The sequence below is a fragment of the Vibrio sp. Isolate33 genome (assembly GCF_022397895.1).
Taxonomy (GTDB): domain Bacteria; phylum Pseudomonadota; class Gammaproteobacteria; order Enterobacterales; family Vibrionaceae; genus Vibrio; species Vibrio pomeroyi.
On the sequence record NZ_JAKEUP010000019.1, the window covers coordinates 46,802 to 64,294 of the forward strand.

General features: G+C 45.6%; 18 protein-coding genes. 7 read left to right on the forward strand and 11 right to left on the reverse strand.

Annotation, left to right across the window (positions count from 1 at the left end):
- Positions 1-28: 28 nt before the first annotated feature.
- The 4 genes from L1D37_RS20245 to L1D37_RS20260 all read right to left on the reverse strand — a co-directional run bounded on the left by L1D37_RS20245 (position 29) and on the right by L1D37_RS20260 (position 2,435).
- Complete coding sequence (locus L1D37_RS20245; RefSeq protein ID WP_239848960.1) at positions 29-547, reverse strand: hypothetical protein; 519 nt, start codon at positions 545-547, stop codon at positions 29-31.
- Between the two features lie 286 nt (positions 548-833).
- The gene (locus L1D37_RS20250; protein WP_239848961.1) at positions 834-1,337 is read right to left on the reverse strand and encodes an RDD family protein; all 504 of its coding nucleotides are present in this window, start codon (positions 1,335-1,337) and stop codon (positions 834-836) included.
- 353 nt (positions 1,338-1,690) lie between these two features.
- Positions 1,691-2,164 (reverse strand): GrpB family protein, encoded by a 474-nt coding sequence (locus tag L1D37_RS20255; protein ID WP_239848962.1) that lies wholly within the window; start codon positions 2,162-2,164, stop codon positions 1,691-1,693.
- A gap of 31 nt (positions 2,165-2,195) precedes the next feature.
- Positions 2,196-2,435, reverse strand: coding sequence for a hypothetical protein (locus L1D37_RS20260; protein ID WP_239848963.1), 240 nt, complete (start codon positions 2,433-2,435; stop codon positions 2,196-2,198).
- A 258-nt stretch (positions 2,436-2,693) separates the two neighbouring features.
- Here L1D37_RS20260 and L1D37_RS20265 point away from each other — a divergent pair, with 258 nt between their 5' ends.
- Positions 2,694-3,329 (forward strand): M15 family metallopeptidase, encoded by a 636-nt coding sequence (locus L1D37_RS20265; RefSeq protein ID WP_239848964.1) that lies wholly within the window; start codon positions 2,694-2,696, stop codon positions 3,327-3,329.
- A gap of 708 nt (positions 3,330-4,037) precedes the next feature.
- The gene (locus tag L1D37_RS20270) at positions 4,038-4,778 is read left to right on the forward strand and encodes a MipA/OmpV family protein (RefSeq protein WP_239848965.1); all 741 of its coding nucleotides are present in this window, start codon (positions 4,038-4,040) and stop codon (positions 4,776-4,778) included.
- A gap of 88 nt (positions 4,779-4,866) precedes the next feature.
- Here L1D37_RS20270 and L1D37_RS20275 read toward each other — a convergent pair whose 3' ends face one another.
- Positions 4,867-5,082, reverse strand: coding sequence for a hypothetical protein (locus tag L1D37_RS20275; protein WP_176678900.1), 216 nt, complete (start codon positions 5,080-5,082; stop codon positions 4,867-4,869).
- Between the two features lie 222 nt (positions 5,083-5,304).
- On the opposite strand from L1D37_RS20275, the gene L1D37_RS20280 reads away from it, so the two are divergent.
- On the forward strand, positions 5,305-5,751 hold the full coding sequence (locus L1D37_RS20280) for a TetR/AcrR family transcriptional regulator (protein WP_239848966.1): 447 nt from the start codon (positions 5,305-5,307) through the stop codon (positions 5,749-5,751).
- Between the two features lie 172 nt (positions 5,752-5,923).
- On the opposite strand, the gene L1D37_RS20285 is transcribed toward L1D37_RS20280, so the two are convergent.
- From L1D37_RS20285 to puuE, 5 genes are all read right to left on the reverse strand, one after another.
- Positions 5,924-7,240 carry a urate hydroxylase PuuD gene (locus L1D37_RS20285; RefSeq protein WP_239848967.1) on the reverse strand — a complete coding sequence of 439 codons (1,317 nt, stop codon included), beginning with the start codon at positions 7,238-7,240 and terminating at the stop codon, positions 5,924-5,926.
- Positions 7,241-7,254: 14 nt separating this feature from the next.
- Entirely contained in the window at positions 7,255-7,815 is a 561-nt protein-coding gene (locus L1D37_RS20290) for an ureidoglycolate lyase (RefSeq protein WP_132763004.1), read from the reverse strand.
- 14 nt (positions 7,816-7,829) lie between these two features.
- Positions 7,830-8,816 carry an allantoicase gene (gene alc, locus L1D37_RS20295; RefSeq protein ID WP_239848968.1) on the reverse strand — a complete coding sequence of 329 codons (987 nt, stop codon included), beginning with the start codon at positions 8,814-8,816 and terminating at the stop codon, positions 7,830-7,832.
- Between the two features lie 123 nt (positions 8,817-8,939).
- Positions 8,940-9,455: a 2-oxo-4-hydroxy-4-carboxy-5-ureidoimidazoline decarboxylase gene (gene uraD / locus L1D37_RS20300; RefSeq protein WP_017061596.1), complete on the reverse strand. Its 516-nt coding sequence runs from the start codon at positions 9,453-9,455 to the stop codon at positions 8,940-8,942.
- Positions 9,456-9,478: 23 nt separating this feature from the next.
- The gene (gene puuE / locus L1D37_RS20305; protein ID WP_239848969.1) at positions 9,479-10,399 is read right to left on the reverse strand and encodes an allantoinase PuuE; all 921 of its coding nucleotides are present in this window, start codon (positions 10,397-10,399) and stop codon (positions 9,479-9,481) included.
- 411 nt (positions 10,400-10,810) lie between these two features.
- On the opposite strand from puuE, the gene uraH reads away from it, so the two are divergent.
- The 4 genes from uraH (at position 10,811) to L1D37_RS20325 (ending at position 15,959) form a co-directional block, all read left to right on the forward strand.
- Entirely contained in the window at positions 10,811-11,164 is a 354-nt protein-coding gene (gene uraH / locus L1D37_RS20310; RefSeq protein WP_239848970.1) for a hydroxyisourate hydrolase, read from the forward strand.
- Positions 11,165-11,415: 251 nt separating this feature from the next.
- Positions 11,416-12,759, forward strand: a complete 1,344-nt coding sequence (locus L1D37_RS20315) for an NCS2 family permease (RefSeq protein ID WP_017065002.1) — start codon at positions 11,416-11,418, stop codon at positions 12,757-12,759.
- Between the two features lie 225 nt (positions 12,760-12,984).
- Complete coding sequence (locus L1D37_RS20320) at positions 12,985-14,436, forward strand: nucleobase:cation symporter-2 family protein (RefSeq protein ID WP_239848971.1); 1,452 nt, start codon at positions 12,985-12,987, stop codon at positions 14,434-14,436.
- A gap of 161 nt (positions 14,437-14,597) precedes the next feature.
- Positions 14,598-15,959: an 8-oxoguanine deaminase gene (locus tag L1D37_RS20325; RefSeq protein WP_239848972.1), complete on the forward strand. Its 1,362-nt coding sequence runs from the start codon at positions 14,598-14,600 to the stop codon at positions 15,957-15,959.
- An 88-nt stretch (positions 15,960-16,047) separates the two neighbouring features.
- Here L1D37_RS20325 and L1D37_RS20330 read toward each other — a convergent pair whose 3' ends face one another.
- Positions 16,048-17,484 (reverse strand): amidohydrolase, encoded by a 1,437-nt coding sequence (locus tag L1D37_RS20330; RefSeq protein ID WP_239848973.1) that lies wholly within the window; start codon positions 17,482-17,484, stop codon positions 16,048-16,050.
- Between the last annotated feature and the right edge of the window lie 9 nt (positions 17,485-17,493).

Here is a 17,493-nt window from a genome sequence, read left to right on the forward strand (position 1 = left end):
CTTTCTATATAATTACCGAGAAACCAAACTACGCGCATTTATCTAATTTGAGCTCTGCAGTCACTTTCGTCAAACGCAACGCAATCGCAAAACACACTAAGTAAGGACTCACATACCAGAAGATGCTTTCTAATGGCTGCTTCACCTGCGCTTCTCTGGTTTTGATGTACTGGTTCTTCTGCTTCTCATACTGACTCAGCATGCCACTCACCCACACGGCATCACTTTCCACCAGCGATACGCTAGGCGCAGGAACCGTAAAATCAGCGGCGTTCGGTAGCAAGGTGAAATCAACATCTTTGAATGTGATAGCTGTATTCAAATACCACAAACACGCCTCATGGTGCTGGCCATGAGTGTCTAAAGACGGCTGACCTGTGCAGATGTCGCTTCTTAATTTATCCAAAGAGAACTGCTGAATCGACTCTAAAATAGTGACTGCTCTGGTTTGTTCTGTCTCGACCCAATCACCGGCCACCGACGCCCGAATTTCAGACACCGCACCCAGCATGCCGATACCCGCCAACAGCGGCCATAAATAATCCATAAGCTTCCATTTGCGTCGGCTCAAGTTGAACCCACACCAAATTGGAATATGTAAGATGAGCGTTAGCCCTAGTGATAGCAAAACGAAATTCAAGGAGCTAGAGAGCATGAGTTCGCTATCGAAGAAGTTCTTCATAATGAGAGACTTGCCTGTATAACAAAGAGAAATTTGATACTAGGTTCGATATTAGAAAAGAGTGTAAGGGGAAAGTAAAAACAGCACCAACAATTGGCGTTGGCGCTGTTTATTTGAGCATGTAATTACCGAGACAAACCTTACTTTGAAATTATTCGATAGTACTGAAATCTAGATTTCTAGGTACCGCCACACTAACCACCTGAGTGCCTGCGATTAAATCATGCAAGCAGCGTCTATTTTTGCGGAAAACAAACAGGTAATTAAGAATCGATATAAACTGACCAATAACAGGAATATAAACAAAGATGCTCATAGGTAAGATTCGTTTGATCACTATGTTGAACAGTCCTATTTGCTTACCGTCCATATCAACAATCGCAATTTCCATTACATTTTTTCCGAGCGTTTGTCCCTTTTTTTGCAGTAAGTAGCCATGACACAAGAGGAACACCACCCAGCCATAAATAAACATCATTGTTTGTTCGTGTAGTTCAACGGCCCCATTAGAAACGGCTCGATCGAACAAATTGGTATATAAAGCAACAGGAATCATAGCAGCCGCATAAATGAGGCCATCGATAACAAACGCCCAAAAGCGAGACCATCGAGATGCGAGCACAATTTCGGGTGTATTTTCTACTACTTCAGACATATCCTTTCCTAAAGTGATATTGATTATGAACGTCGAGAAATCGATTTTTGATAGCGTTAGGTTGATGTACTGATAGACAAATCTTGAAATTAATGCGAAAGAAAACACTTTGCTTTCAATAGATAAGGCACGCTTTATAAAATCGAGAAAAACATAACACAAACAAATACCAGAACTAATACACCATGCAATATATGTGAGCTTAGTTGCTTAAATTTCGACTATGAAACGCAATAAGATAGGTTGAAGGGAATTTAAGAAAGTAAATTTCCGGAGGTAATGATTTTTTACTTAACAGTTTGTATTAATAAGATTTCTGTCAATTGGACAATTAGAGGTGAGACGCACTGGTGCTATTTCAAAGCCAACACATACTCGATAAAAGTCGCTTTCTTTTCACGGTACTCTTCTTGCTGCCAACCTTTACAAGACATTTTGAGGGCATTGTATTGTTCAACTAAGGCAGGAGCCGCACGTAGCTTGTCACGAAACGTTAGAAAGCATTCAAATTCAGAACCATTGGCGACTACTTGCAACGCCACATCATCCGAAGATGTGGACTCCAACATACACAGTTCTGGCGTTCTTAAGGTATCGAGCTTCTCTTTAAAGCCGAGTGTTGTGAGTTGCTCAGCGGCGTACTCAAGTTCACTCGGCTCAATACCAACGAATATATCCAAGTCGCCTTTAGATACTGCAGATGGAATCGAGGATGCACCTACATGCTCGACTCTCGCATTAGGAACAAGCTTTTTGATGTCACGCTCATATCGAGCAAACATTTCATGACAAGCAGCTTGGTATTGTTCAGCAAGGTAGAATTTCATACTGACTCACTTCTATGACTGGCTCTGAGCATTAAAAACTATTGAGCACACCAATAGCTAACAGAAATAGCGCAATGCTAATCGCGCCGATATAAGAGATTCTGGTTCGCTCTTTTTCAGTTGGAAGCAATGAAGGGAAGCGCCCTAATGTGAATACTTTACAAACTATCCATCCAGAAGCGTAACCAATAAACTCGATCACTAGCGACTGAAACATATATCTGAAGAACGCGCTTAATGCCCTAAAATACGCGACTATCACCTCTTCCATTCTGTGCCTTAACTAAAGTCAATTTGGAAAAGAAAATGCCACGGGTAGAGATTCATATCAAGTTTCCTATACGGAACTACGCACGTAAAAACAGTTAGATCTAGTGTTAGATTCAACATTTAGGTTTTTGGACAAAAGACTAACCTTAACAAGACAAACACTCAGATATTTACATAATAATCGTCTATCTAAGACTACATTTTCCATAGGCAGTTTTCATTGAAAAGCATAAGTTTATTAGACCCTCGAGTACAAAACATGCCCGTAATCGAGAACCAAGAGCCCATCGTTCCCATTAATCCCAAAGGAACAAAAATAGTCCTCGATTATGAGGTTGAACTCGGTTACGCAAATCAATTTATAGCTAGAGAAAGCGTGGTCAAACGATTAAGTGACGCGTCACTATGCTTACCTGAGGGCATCTACTTATCTGTAAAGGAAACATACAGACCGAAGTCTTTTCAAAGCTTTATTTATAATCGAAGGTTAATTCAGTTATTTTGCTCAGAAAAACATATAAACCTTACATCTCAAGAAGTTCATGAGATCACTGCGGAATATATAGCTCCACCGAATGTAGCTGGTCATCCTACAGGAGGAGCTGTCGACGTGTCTTTAGTTGACCGTCTAGGTAATGAAATTGACCTTGGCTGTCAATATGATGAAGATGCAACGATCTCACAAGGGAAGTGTTATTCATTTTGTGGATCACTTGAAGCTGATGTCATTGAAAATAGAAGAGTGCTATTCGAGTGCATGGAGAAAGCGGGATTTATCAATTACCCATTTGAGTGGTGGCACTGGTCTTATGGAGACAAATATTGGGCTATAGTGGCTGAAGCCCCAAACGCTTTCTATTCAGCTATAGAAATAGGACATATCAAGGCTAACTGACTCATAGTAGCTGAAACCACAATACCTATTAAATTCTACTTCTACAGAAAGCCATTAACCCCAAATAGAACCCTACTTTCTCTTATCCAAAAACAAAAAATCCCCGGCGATAGGAGCCGGGGAAGATGGGGAAAATGAGTCTGACGTATGCCTGCGATCAAACTCCCCCGAAACCTCATCTAAAGCTGATGTCCTAGTTGAGGGATTGGCAAATGGTTGTTGAAATACCGTGTGTTACTTTGCTAACGATCCAATCTGGGAAAGTCATCATCTGTCCTCTATATTCCGCTTAATCATGCGATAAACCAGAAATGCAGCGACAATGCATAGAACACTCATCACGATGCTGCTAATACAAAGAAAAATGTAAATTGGTTCCACTTCTTCTCCCATCACTCTCTCCAGAAATAAGCCTTACCGGCTCTAAACACATCAGTAACACACTAATATTCATATTAATTTTAAAGGTCAACACCCTTTATTTGGTCGTAATTTTTGTTTCATCGCTAATTATTAATTAGCCAAAGCCAACGAACTGTTGTTATACTCGCCCAAAATAAGGGGTGTCACCCTTTATTTTTTGAAGTCTACGTTTAGTCAGACTTATCGTCAAGCTACTTCGTAACCAAAAGTTAGAATAACCGCTCAACTCTATTGGCGTTGGGTTCCTAAATTTGAACATAGGGTCACCCCTTACAAGAGCAAAACATGAAAAAAGCAGCACTCACTACCCTCATTTTAGCCATGTCTTTATCGGCACCAATTAACGCTGAAGTTGGCATAGGCCTAACCGCCAGTTACTCGCCAAATGTTTACAAAGGAGGCGATACCAAAGTTACACCGTTCCCTCTGATTAGTTACGACAACGGCTATTTTTTCATTGAAGGTGTCCAAGCTGGCTATCGCTTGGCTCCAAAAGGCAGCGTGAACAATCTTGTTATCTTTGCGGCCTACGATCCTCGCACCTTAGACGCGAAGGAATCCGATGATCCCGATATCAAGAAGCTGAATGATCGCGATCCTTCATTCATGGGTGGCGTAGCTTATGTATTGACGACAAATGTTGGAGAACTCCGAGCGGGTGTGGGTACGGATATTGGTTCAGTTCACAATGGCCTTTACGCAGAAACTCGTTACAGCTACCACATCAATCTGGGTTCATTTGGTTTGATCCCAGCGATAGGATATTCGTTCAATAGCGATAAATTGAATGAGCATTTGTACGGTGTTTCAGCGTCTGAAGCAGCCAATACTCGCTTTGAAGAATTTAACCCCAACTGGAGTGGACGTTACTTTGTCGGTTTGACCGGTTACATGCACTTATCAAAACAATTACGTTTAACGGGTGGGGTTAGATATGAAAACCTCGACTCTGAAATCGAGAAAAGTCCGATACTTGAGAGTACAACATCGGTTATTGGGAATGTTGGGGTCAGTTACACTTTCTAGTGGCTTGAGCGCATTTAACACGACTGAATAGCAATGAAACTGGTTTAGAAAAAGGACTTTCTACAACCTTGAACGCTAGTAGAAACCGCTATACGTACAGATCTATTTTGTTCATTTTCTTAACCACATCTTCCCCTTGAATCCTTTTTAATACCGTTCCATTCGACGATGAGATAACAATTTGCTTTTGGCTATCTAACTTGGCTGACAAGTCAGTTTTATTCGCTGAAAACGTGGTGTTGATGTAATCCGTTGCACTATTCAGTTTGTGACTGCTCAATGGGGAATGTATCAGGTTGGTCATCATTTCACGCCTTTTAAAAAATAAAGGTTAACAACCTCTATTCTATATGATAAATGTATAATTTCAATAGCATGAACTCGATGAGGCCTTTTTGAGCCATTGATGTTCAGTGACTTAACGATCGATTGTATCGCAAGCTTTGTGCCTTTATTCTACGGCCTGTTACTGCTTATTATCGATGGCCCATAAAACACAACCATCATCCAACGTTCGGAGGCAAGAGTGGGAAGAGCAAGCGCTGCACAAGCGATTATTACACGCCAAAAGATCATCGATGCTGCATTTGATATCGCATTAAATGAAGGCTTCGACAAGGCAACCTTTGCTTATATTGCTAAGAAAGCCGGAGTGTCTAAGTCAGGGATTAATGCTCACTTCGATAGGAAAGCTGGTATTGCCAAAGAGCTTGAGCCTCTTTTTGCGAAGATCATCAATGAGCACTTAAGCTACGAGTCAACTGCGGCCTTTTCTAAAACATGGCAGAAAGCCATTGATAACGAACCTAGTTTTGTAGCGGCCATTGTCGCATTCGGCCCTATTATGCCAACTGAGAAAGGCATCAAAGGGCTGCAAGCCAAAATCCAAGGTGAGGAGCAAGAAGTGCTCGACTGTATTTATCACTGTATTGGCTATGCCGTTTGTAATATTCAATCTCGCAAATCCGCTTAACTCGCCTTTCCTATACCCGATTGTCCAAAAACAAAAAGCCCCGGTTATAGGAACCGGGGAAACAGGGTGGGATGAGTTTGGCGCGTGCCCGTAAACCAAACTCTCCCCAAGCCTCACCTAAGACTCATGCTCTTAGGTAAAGGATGCTGAGTACTGTTATTGAAAAGTACGGTTATTGAAGCGTCGCACCTTGCTCTACCCAAGTGCCGATGAGTGCGCGTTCTTCATCAGTCATTTGAGTCATGTTGCCGAGCGGCATCACCTTGGTTGTTACGGTTTGAGCAACAATTCTTGGTACGTTGGCTTTGATCTCTTCAGGCGTATCAAACATCACACCGCCCGGCGCAGCAGCAAAAGCAGCATGGCTAGGGGTTGATGAGTGACACACAGAACAGCGCTCTTGAATGACTTTATTAATGGTTTCAAAGCTAACGCCTGCGCTCGCAGATTGCGTTGCGTGTGCTGGAGCCTGTTGAGCATCAGTCGTTGCAGAAGCGATACTGCTCGCAGCAAGTTCTTCTGAAGCCGATTCTGCCGCGCTCACTTGCGCTTCTTGAACCGCTGGTGCTTGCACAACGGGAGTCATCTGTTTTTTCGCGTAAGGTGAAGTAACAAACGCGAGAGTGATCATACCCAATGCCGCGACTGGCACTGTCCATGCAAACTTCTGACTACCATGACGTGTATTGAAGTAGTGACGCACCAAAATACTGAAGATCGCTAAGCCAGCAAGGATCAGCCAGTTGTATTCCGAACCATAAGTGCTTGGGAAGTGGTTACTGATCATGATGAACAGCACTGGCAGTGTCATGTAGTTGTTGTGACGAGAGCGCAGTAGACCTTTCGCAGGCAATGCTGGATCCGGTTCGCGTTTCTCTTCAATCGCTTTCACCAAGTTACGCTGTGCAGGCATGATTACGCGGAATACGTTACCCACCATGATGGTACCAATAATGGCACCCACGTGAATGTAAGCACCACGGCCACTGAACACTTGGGTTAGGCCATAGGTTGCAGCAACGAGCAACACAAACAGCACAACGCCAAGCAGTACCGGGGTTTTGCCTAATGGCGAGTCACACAGTAAATCGTAGATAAACCAACCAGCAACGAATGAACCAATACCAATCGCGATTGCCGTTGTTGAATCAAGGCCAGAGCCCGGTGCAATCAGGTAAATTTCAGCGTTAAGGTAGTAAACCACACCCAGTAGACACACACCGGTGATCCACGTGAAGTAGGCTTCCCATTTGAACCAGTGCAGGTGCTCTGGCATTTCTGGTGGCGCGAGTTTGTACTTCTCTAGGTGATATATACCACCACCGTGAATCGCCCATAAGTCGCCTGAAAGGCCCGTTTTAGGGTTAACTCGGTTAAGGTTGTTCTCTAACCAAACAAAGTAAAATGATGCGCCTATCCACGCAACACCAACAATCATGTGAATCCAGCGAATCGCTAAATTCAACCACTCTGTAATATGCGGATCCATAATAAACTCCTGTATCACAACGCCTTAGCTAAGCGTTGCTCTTCCTTGTTGTCTTCCGTTGGCAAGTCTTCCAAATGCAATGCCACTCGATCGTTCTCGAAATAAACTTCATCACAGTTGTGTCCTTCGCCGCCTCTATCGACAATCAAGAACTGGTCTTGATCGGTGAGCGCGAGAACTGGGTGATGCCACACCCCTTTGTGATAGTTCACTCCTTGACGGCCGTTGCTCAAGAAAGCTCGGCTATTGGCTAACGTTGGGTTATCGCCTTTTGGTGCAACAACAATTAAATAGGGTTGACCAAGTAATGGAACGAATGCCTGAGAGCCAAGTGGATGACGCTCTAACATTTTGATGGTCAGTGGGTAGCTCAACGGTGTGGCCTGGAAGATGCTGATGATCGCTTCTCCGTCTTGGTCTTGCACATCCGTTGTCGCTAGCTTGTGGTAGCGACGTGTTGATCCACTGTTGATCATGAAGAAATCACTATTATCGGACTCGATAACATCGCCAAACTCTGCAAAAGCTTGCTTGGTTAACGGTTCGATAGATAAACGACGTATTCCATTACTCATACTCATTTCCTTACCTATTTCGCTTTCGTACCAAATAGACGCAAACGGCTAATACCACCATCTGGGAATATGTTTGCACGTACGTGGGTAATCGCACCAAGGTCGTTTACCTCAGAAATGAATTCGTGAATCTCGTGTGCTTGCAGCTTTTGTGCTGGCAAGAGTTCACGCCAGAATAGGCTTTGTGTTTCTACTTGATCGTCGGTACCACCTTTCACGTAAGCCGCTTGGATTGAGCAGCTGTCTGGGTAATTGCCTTTGAAGTGTGCCGTATCCACAACGATACGTTCAATGTTGCCTGGGTGGCCTAATGCCACGATTACCCAGTCGTTCCCCGGAGTACGACGACGAGCTGTTTCCCAGCCATCACCCATGTTTTCACCGCGGCCTGGGCCTAAGATGTTGGCTTTGTTGCCGTAGTGTTCATCGCTACATGCGAGTGCTCGGCCACCGTGCTCAACCGCTGCTAAGTCGACTTGTTGTTGAGAATCTATTGCGTCCCAATCCACGCTTGGTCGGCCATAAACACGTAGACGTGCGACACCGCCGTCTGGGTAGATGTTCAAACGTAGGTGTGTAAATACTTGGTCACTTTCGATACCTTCAAGATGATGATGATCACCCTGTAGTGCCATTGAAGGCAGAATTTCTTGCCACTCTGTTGAGTCAGTTGGCTCACCTTGTGGTGAATAACACGCGTCAATTGATGCCGAAGGTGGGAAGTTACCTGTGAAGAATGAAGTATCAATATCAACGCCAGCAATGGTGCCAGCTAGGCCAAGGCGAACAACACAATAGTCGTAACCTTCGCCGCGTTTACGTCTGCTTTCCCAGCCGTCCATCCACTTGCCGTTATCGTCGTATAAGTCGTCTTTCCACTCTGGTGCTGCGTGGCTGAGTAGACGGCTTTTATCCGCGAAAAAATCGTCGGTTGCGAAGATAGCTTCTGCGCCGAGTTTTTCGTCTGCAAGGTTTATATACTGTTCAAATTTATGGGTCATGTCCGTGTAATCCTATGAAATTAATCAAGTAATAATAAAATGAGAACTTAGTGGCTTATGTTTTTACAAATCAAACCTTTGGTGCACTAAGACTGGGCTGAGATAGCTGTTAACCCCGTTAACTTACATATCCCAGAGACGAAACATCGCGATCTTGTTGATCTCTTGAATCGCCGTAGCAAACTCAGTTTCACTATCATTTCCTAATCGCATCTCGAACGACTCAAGAATTTGGTAACGATTGGCACCCTTCACCGCCATGATAAAAGGGAAATTGAAGCGACTTTTGTAGCTGTTGTTGTAAGAAGTGAATTTTTCAAATTCTTCGGCGCTGCATTGGTCGATGCCCGCCCCCGCTTGTTCTTTGGTAGACGACTCAGTAAGTTCGCCGTTTACTGCTGCTCTGCCTGCTAAATCTGGGTGAGCGTTGATCAAAGCCAACTGTTTGCCTTGATCGGCATTTAACAAGGTCGATGCCATTTTCAGATGAAGATTCTCGATATGATCATCTTCGGCATTCAAACCTTGGTCATACACCGCTTCAGCAACCCATGGGCTGTGTTCGTACACATCAGCAAAGTGCGCGACAAAGGTATCGCGGTTCATGGTTGTTGGTTGGCAAGATCGAAATTCAGTCACGTTAAGCCTCCTTGCTGTTCGTTCTAATTTTGTTGTTCGTTGTATGGGTGATGTTGGTGCCAGTGGTTCGCGATATCGATTCGACGACATAGCCACACGCTGTCATGCTGTTTTACGTAATCTAAGAAACGTCTTAATGCAGCAATACGACCGGGACGACCAATAAGACGACAATGCAACCCAACCGACATCATTTTCGGTGCGGTTTCGCCTTCCATATAAAGGGTGTCAAACGTGTCTTTTAGATATTGGAAGAACTGCTCACCCGAGTTGAAACCTTGCGCGGTTGAGAAGCGCATATCGTTGACATCGAGAGTGTATGGGATCACCAGTTGTGGATGACCGGTTTCGGTATGCCAATAAGGCAGGTCATCGTCATAGGCATCTGAGTCGTAAAGAAAACCGCCCTCTTCTGCGACTAAACGACGCGTATTTGGACCCGTTCGACCGGTATACCAACCTTGTGGGCGCTGACCGGTCACCTGTTGGATGATCTCAACCGCTTTGGTCATGTGGTCGCGCTCTTCAGACTCATCAATGTATTGATAGTCTATCCAGCGATAACCGTGACTGCAGATTTCGTGACCCGCTTCGACCATGGCTTTGGCTACGTCTGGGTGACGCTCAATTGCCATCGCGACCGCAAAGACGGTCAGTGGGATTTCATATTCATCGAACAAGCGAAGAACACGCCACACACCCGCTCGGCTGCCATATTCATAGATGGATTCCATGCTGATGTGGCGTTCGCCTTTGATCGGCTGTGCTGACGGGATCTCTGAGAGAAAGGCTTCAGACTCGTCGTCTCCATGTAACAAACAACGCTCACCGCCCTCTTCATAGTTCAATACAAAAGAAACCGCGACGCGCGCATTACCTGGCCATTGAGGGTTCGGAGGGTTAGCTCCGTAACCGATCAAATTTCTTGAATAATCCTTATTCATCCAAGTACTCCTAACATAAGTGGTTGGCTTAGCCGCTGTTTAGCTGGTTCATCAATATGATTCTGCTATTGGTTATTTCAAAACCGAGCAACCTTACCCCTGTACATTTATTGTATACAATTATTTATCTCAATGTAAAGATTTTGTTATTCAAGTTAAATTTATAAGCTTTTATATTTTAAAAACAATAACTTAATAAATCACAACCTCACCAAAAAACGATAATCAGGTTCTATAAGGTCAGAAAAAAAGACACAATAGTTAACATTTTTCCAACAATTCGCTTTACTAATTGTGTACAGTTCGTACATAGTTAGTGGTAACAAAGTGACCAGTTGCACTCTTTTGCTAGGTCGATATGGACAAACAAACCACGGAACAGAGGAGCGCCAAAAGCGCTATTAAAGGACTATGGGAAGATTAACAACACACGTATTAGACACCACACACGGCTTGCCTGGCGCAGAGATCAAGGTAGAGCTTTATAAGGTAAACGAAGACTCAACAGAAAAGCTGGCGACCGTGCTCACCAACTCAGATGGCCGAACCGATGCTCCGATTCTGGCTGGGAATGATTTCCGACCGGGGAAATATCAATTGGTGTTCTATGTAGCCGACTACTACAAAAACAAAGGTGTGGAATTGGATGGTGTGCCTTTCCTAGACGATGTGGTGATTCGCTTCGGCTTGGATGATCCCGATGCGCACTACCACGTTCCACTTTTAGTCTCACCATACAGTTTCTCGACTTATCGGGGCAGTTAGTCCCGATGCTTAGAATCCCGATCTAGGCTCAATCACCCAATAATTAACAGATTCATGCGTGATGTGTGCATCCCAAAAGGTGTGCACTCACTAAACACGCTCATATAAAAATACTAACAACGTTAACAGTTAAAAAATGAGCCACACAAAGCTCATCAATAACGAGTTAGAGCTAGGAAAAACCTTAAAACTTAATATTGAAATCTCGCTGTATTCAATAAATGGATCACAACATAAAAGGACTTGCAGACATGAGTGAGAGTAAAACAGAAATACTCAACCAAGATGCGAACAACGGAATTTTAGAGAAACTCTTTAAGATTAAGGCACACGGAAGCAGCGTAAAAAATGAGTTAGTCGGCGGTGTTACCACCTTCGCAACCATGGCTTATATCATCTTCGTTAACCCACAGATCATGGCCGCTTCGGGTATGGATGCAGGCGCAGTATTCGTCGCTACCTGTATTGGTGCCGCGATTGGTTGTTTGTTAATGGGCTTATTTGCTAACTGGCCTGTTGGCCTTGCACCGGGCATGGGCTTGAATGCGTTCTTCTCGTTTACGGTTGTGAGCGAAATGGGTTACAGCTGGGAAGTGGCGCTGGGTGCGGTGTTTATCTCCGGTATCTTGTTTGTCGGGATGAGCTTCTACAAAGTCCGCCAATGGATCATCGAGAGTATTCCTGAGAGCTTGCGCTATTCCATGACTGCAGGTGTTGGTCTGTTCTTAGGTCTAATTGGCTTAAAAACAGCGGGTATCGTCGTCGAAAATCCAGCAACTTTGGTTTCACTGGGTGACTTCACCAAACCAGAGGCGCTGCTTGCTGCGATTGCATTCTTGATCATTGCGGTTCTGAGTGAGCGTAAAGTGTTTGGTGCGGTACTTATCGGTATTTTGAGTGTAACGCTAGTCGGAATGATGCTTGGCCTAGTTCACTACGATGGCTTCTTCGCTGCTCCACCAAGCTTAGCTCCTACCTTTATGGCAATGGATATCGCAGGCGCACTGAACGTATCGATGATCAGCGTTATCTTGGCTTTCCTTTTTGTAAACATGTTCGATACCGCGGGTACATTAATGGGCGTGGCTGAGCGTGCAAATCTGACCAATCCTGAAACGGGTAAGATTGAAGGCCTGAGCAAAGCACTGAAAGCCGACAGTATTTCAAGTGTGGCAGGTGCGTGTGTGGGTTGTCCGCCAGTAACCAGTTATGTCGAAAGTGCAGCCGGTGTTGCTGCAGGCGCACGAACAGGTCTTTCTGCAATAGTGGTTGGTGTATTGTTCTTAGCGGCAATTTTCCTATCACCGTTAGCCGGTATGATCCCCGCTTACGCAACATCTGGTGCTCTTATTTACGTCGCATTCGTGATGATGAGCAGTATGCAGCACGTCGATTGGAAAGACTTTACCAACGGTGCTCCCGCTGCAATCACTGCACTGATGATGCCACTGACCTTCTCTATCGCGAATGGTATCGCACTGGGTTTCATTACCTACACCGTGCTTAAGCTGGCGACAGGTAAAACCAAAGATGTGTCTATCTCAATGTACTTCCTAGCGGCTATTTTCATCGCCAAGCTAGTGTTCATCGGTTAACCCTATAGCTCCTGAGCAGTCATTTCTTGATTGCTCACAACGTTGCTTGGCTGGTTCGCAAGCCAAGCAACAACATGATTTTTAAGAAAGCTAATTGCATTGATGACGAGAGAGCAGAAACCCTACCGAGTCAGTGCACCTTTTTTATGACCCTACGCAGTTTGTAGAAGTCATTATTTGACCGCCAATCGCCTGTAAACGGAAACGCAGGCAGAGGAATATCAAATGAAACTTCTGTACACCCTTAATGAAAGACCGCCTCATGGGCTAACCCTTCTACTCGCTTTACAACACATGCTCGCCTCGATTGGTGGCATCGTCGCTGTCCCTCTTATTGTCGGCGCCTCTATCGGCTTACCTAACACAGAGATCGTCTCACTGATCAATGCGGCGCTATTAGCGTCTGGTATTGTGACTGTCGCGCAGTGTCTTGGCTTTGGCCCTGTTGGTATTCGACTGCCTGTTGTAATGGGCTCAAGCTTTGCCTTTTTAGGTGTGGCTATTTCCATCGGTAACGAAGGCGGTGTCGCCGCTATCATGGGTTCGGCGCTTATCGGTTCATTCGTGGTAATTGGTGCCAGCTTCTATATGGACAAGGTTCGCAAGCTGTTCCCGACCGTGGTAAGTGGTGTTGTGGTTACCCTAATCGGCTTAACCATTTTACCGGTTGCCATGAACTGGGTTGGCGACTCTCCTGCCAACACGGAACAATTCGCCACGCTACCTAAACTGTTTCTCGCACTGGTCTCTTTGGGGATCGTGATTGGCGTATCGGTTTACTGTAAAGGCGCGGTTGCGGCATCCGCTATCGTGATTGGCCTAGCAGGCGGTTACATTGTGGCGCTGTCACTCGGTATGGTCGACCTTGAGCAAATCAGCTCTGCTGCTTGGGTCGGTGGTCCTGAACCATTCAAGTATGGCTTTACGTTTTCTGCCAGTGCCATCATCAGTATGAGCTTGGTGTACATCGTGGTTATCGCTGAAGCAACCGGTGACTTCATGGCACTGGGCAACAACTGCCAAACCCAAGTCAGTGGTAAAGATCTAAAACGTGGATTACTAGGCGATGGCCTTGGTAGCACACTCTCTTCTATTCTCACTGCGATGCCATTAGCGTCATTCAGCCAAAACGTCGGTATTGTAGGTATCACAGGTGTGGCAAGTCGCTATGTAGTAGCTGCAACCGGTGGTTTGTTAATTTTAGGCGGTTTATTCCCGAAATTAGCCGCTATTGCCGTCACGATCCCTAAACCCGTTTTAGGCGGCGTGGGTTTTGTGATGTTCGGTATGATTGCCTACGCGGGTATCCGCATGTTGATCAAAGCCGCAGACACCAAGCGAAATGCCTTGGTAATCTGTGTAGGGTTGGCTTCTGGCTTGGCCGTCACCTTCGAACCAAGATTGCTGCAACACTTGCCACATGATTTGGCCAATTTCCTGCACTCTGGCATTACCACTGGCACCATCATGACGGTTGTTCTTAACCTTGTGTTGCCTAAATCTTCACGTGCAGAAGAGCAAGAAGCATTAGCCGAAAGCCAAGCGCAAGTTGAACTAGAAATGAAAGAACAGGCTGACGAAGAACTATACTCAGACGAGCAGCTAGAGATTCAACAAGCAACAACAGAAACTGACGTTCAAACGGCATCAGATAATCCTGAGCCAAAAACGAACTAGATAAATCGCTAACGAGCGTAAAACCGATTTCCGTAGAATCACGGGCGTAATGAGAACACTGAATATTTCATCGCCCTTGATTCGAATTTATCTTTCAACAACAAATACCAAATAAAGACCCTCTTCCCTGAAAAGGCTGAGATGGCTAAGGACTACTATGAATGGAAACCATCTGGATTAAGAATCCTCTCGCAATCTACACTGGCTCACACGCTGATGCAGAAGGCGGAATCGTCATTAAAGGTAATAAAATCATTGAGCTGGTCGGCAAACACAAAGAGCCAACCTTACCCGTAGATTACAGCGTCGACGCCTCTCGTCATGTTGTGACTCCTGGGCTTATCAATGCGCACCACCACTTCTACCAAACCCTAACGCGTGCCTCCCCCGGCGCACTCAATAAAGAACTCTTCCATTGGCTACAAAGTCTCTACCCGGTTTGGGCGAACCTCGATTCTGAAATGATGAGCCTCGCTACAGAGCTAGCATTGGTCGAGTTAATGATGTCGGGCTGTACTACCGCTTCCGATCACCATTACTTGCTACCTAATGGGCTTGAGCACGCTATTGATTTACAAGTCGAAGCGGCAGAGAAGCTTGGCGTTAGAGCCATATTTACTCGCGGTTCTATGAGCCTAGGGGAAGATGAAGGTGGGCTACCTCCAAGACACACCATTCAAACCGAACAAACCATCATTGATGACAGCCAGCGCTTGATTCGTGATTACCACCAACGTGATGAAGGGGCGATGATTCAAATCGCACTCGCGCCTTGTTCGCCGTTCTCGGTCACTACAGACCTGATGAAAGAGACCGCCAAGATCAGTGAGCGTGAGAACGTGATGATGCACACGCACCTATGCGAAACCTTGGATGAAGAGGATTTCTGTATTGAGAAGTTTGGCCTGCGCCCTGTCGATTATCTGGAAGATGTCGGCTGGCTCAACGAACGCACTTGGCTCGCTCATGGTATTCACTTCAACCCAGAAGAAATCAAACGGTTGGGCAAAGCGGGCATTGGTATTAGCCACTGCCCAACTTCCAACATGATGTTGGCTTCCGGTATTTGTAAGAACAACGATCTAGAAGCCGCTGGCGTAAAAGTCGGACTGGGTGTCGACGGTTCAGCTTCAAACGACGGCTCGAATATGATTGCCGAAGTCCGCATGGCGATGTACTTACAGCGCCTGCAATATGGCTCAGCAAACGTATCTCACTTCGACGCACTGCGCTGGGCAACATCAGGCTCTGCTGCTGCAATGGGCAGAACCGACATTGGTACATTAGAGGTAGGCAAACAAGCCGACATCGCGATGTTCAAGCTCGATGATATTCGTTTCTCTGGCAGCCACGATCCATTAGCTGCATTACTACTCTGTGGCGCTCAACAAGCGGATAAAGTGATGGTTGCCGGAAAATGGCGAGTTAACGATGGCGCCGTGATTGGCGTAGACATGGAGCAGTTAATGCACCGTCACCACGCTGCTGCAATGAAGCTAGGTAAGTTGGCGATGAATAACTAGATATGCTCTATCTGAACTGGAAAACACAAAAGGCCGACGTGATGTCGGCCTTCTTCATTCTGTTCGAATATTGGAATCAGGTTGGCTCTTAATCCATCAAGCTCTTCGACTTAATCGCCTTCTTAGAAAGCTCTTTGGCAAACGCTTTGATATCGGTTTCAAACTCATCGACGCTTTGGCGGATGTCATCCAGTTGAACGGTTTGCATCACGCGGTTTTCCATTACGATTTGGCCGTTAACAATAGTCGTGTCGATATTGCTTGGGTTCGCTTGGTAAACCAGTGTCGCGTATGGGTCGTAGCTTGGCATCATGTTCGCAGATTGTGTTTCTACAATAACTATGTCTGCTTTTTTACCCGCTTCAAGAGAACCGATTTGGTCTTCCATGTGCAGGGCTTTCGCGCCACCTAATGTTGCCATCTCAATCACCTGTTCAGGAATCATGATGGTGCGGTCAGAATGCTTTAAGCGTTGCATGTTTGCCGCGTAGCTTAATGTGCGCATGATATCGACTTGGTTCGAGCTCATCGGGCCGTCTGTTCCCAAACCAATACGCATATCAGCACGGTACATCTCCCACGCAGGTGCGATACCCGTTGCGCCCTTGGCATTAGCCATTGGGTTATATGAGATGCCAGCATCGGCTTGTTTCAGTAGCTTTTGGTCGTTTTCTGAAAGGTGGATACCGTGCGCAATCACGACACGCTCATCGAGCACGCCAATTTCGTCCATGTATTCGACAGGTGATGTCGCTTTGGTTTCGTCTTTGATGCGCTTTTCTTCATTCGGGAACTCGGCAACGTGAATCAACACGGGCACATCGTATTGAGCAGACAGTTTATTGATTTCTTGAAGCTTATCTTTACTCACGGTGTACACCGCGTGTGGCGCATAAGCGGGTGTGATTAGCTCATCGTTTTTGTATTGCTCAATAAAGCCCTTGGCATATTGAATCCCGCCGTAAGGTTCTTTGGCATCAACCACTGGAAACTTAATCACGGTTTCACCTAACACGGCGCGCAGGCCGACTTCTTTTGTCGCCTTTGCCATTTCATCCATGTGGTAATACATGTCGGCGTAAGTTGTCACACCACTTTGCGCTAATTCGATGCTGCCTAGCTTAGTCGCGTTGTAAATCAGTTCACGGCTAAGCTTTTCGGCTTCTAGCGGGAAGAAGTACGCAAACAGGCGATTCGAAATTCCCTCTTCGCCTAAGCCACGAAACGCAATCATAGGTAGATGGTTGTGAGCATTGACCATGCCCGGCATAACAATTCCGTCTTGAGCATCAATCACCTTTTCAGCGCGATATTGAGTAATCAAATCCTCGTTACCAACAGCGATGATCTTATCGTTTTTCACGACGACAACACCGTCTTCAATCACATCCATTTCAGAATTGATCGTCAGAACCTGTCCATTTTTGATGATCAGATCGGCGTTGTATGTTTGAGTCGCGACCGTCGAACCGCAACCTGCCAGTAGAACTGCGCTGATGGTGCATGCCAAGCTTTTAAGCGTCATTGCTAAACC

What these genes read in the sequence shown, in the direction of transcription:
- L1D37_RS20285 (WP_239848967.1), bottom strand. Translation starts at nt 7,240, where the DNA reads ATGGATCCGCATATTACAGAGTGGTTGAATTTAGCGATTCGCTGGATT.
- L1D37_RS20260 (WP_239848963.1), bottom strand. Translation starts at nt 2,435, where the DNA reads ATGGAAGAGGTGATAGTCGCGTATTTTAGGGCATTAAGCGCGTTCTTC.
- L1D37_RS20270 (WP_239848965.1), top strand. Translation starts at nt 4,038, where the DNA reads ATGAAAAAAGCAGCACTCACTACCCTCATTTTAGCCATGTCTTTATCG.
- L1D37_RS20315 (WP_017065002.1), top strand. Translation starts at nt 11,416, where the DNA reads ATGAGTGAGAGTAAAACAGAAATACTCAACCAAGATGCGAACAACGGA.
- puuE (WP_239848969.1), bottom strand. Translation starts at nt 10,399, where the DNA reads ATGAATAAGGATTATTCAAGAAATTTGATCGGTTACGGAGCTAACCCT.
- L1D37_RS20275 (WP_176678900.1), bottom strand. Translation starts at nt 5,082, where the DNA reads ATGACCAACCTGATACATTCCCCATTGAGCAGTCACAAACTGAATAGT.
- alc (WP_239848968.1), bottom strand. Translation starts at nt 8,816, where the DNA reads ATGACCCATAAATTTGAACAGTATATAAACCTTGCAGACGAAAAACTC.
- L1D37_RS20250 (WP_239848961.1), bottom strand. Translation starts at nt 1,337, where the DNA reads ATGTCTGAAGTAGTAGAAAATACACCCGAAATTGTGCTCGCATCTCGA.
- L1D37_RS20245 (WP_239848960.1), bottom strand. Translation starts at nt 547, where the DNA reads ATGGATTATTTATGGCCGCTGTTGGCGGGTATCGGCATGCTGGGTGCG.
- L1D37_RS20290 (WP_132763004.1), bottom strand. Translation starts at nt 7,815, where the DNA reads ATGAGTAATGGAATACGTCGTTTATCTATCGAACCGTTAACCAAGCAA.
- uraH (WP_239848970.1), top strand. Translation starts at nt 10,811, where the DNA reads ATGGGAAGATTAACAACACACGTATTAGACACCACACACGGCTTGCCT.
- L1D37_RS20325 (WP_239848972.1), top strand. Translation starts at nt 14,598, where the DNA reads ATGGAAACCATCTGGATTAAGAATCCTCTCGCAATCTACACTGGCTCA.
- L1D37_RS20265 (WP_239848964.1), top strand. Translation starts at nt 2,694, where the DNA reads ATGCCCGTAATCGAGAACCAAGAGCCCATCGTTCCCATTAATCCCAAA.
- L1D37_RS20330 (WP_239848973.1), bottom strand. Translation starts at nt 17,484, where the DNA reads ATGACGCTTAAAAGCTTGGCATGCACCATCAGCGCAGTTCTACTGGCA.
- L1D37_RS20320 (WP_239848971.1), top strand. Translation starts at nt 12,985, where the DNA reads ATGAAACTTCTGTACACCCTTAATGAAAGACCGCCTCATGGGCTAACC.
- L1D37_RS20255 (WP_239848962.1), bottom strand. Translation starts at nt 2,164, where the DNA reads ATGAAATTCTACCTTGCTGAACAATACCAAGCTGCTTGTCATGAAATG.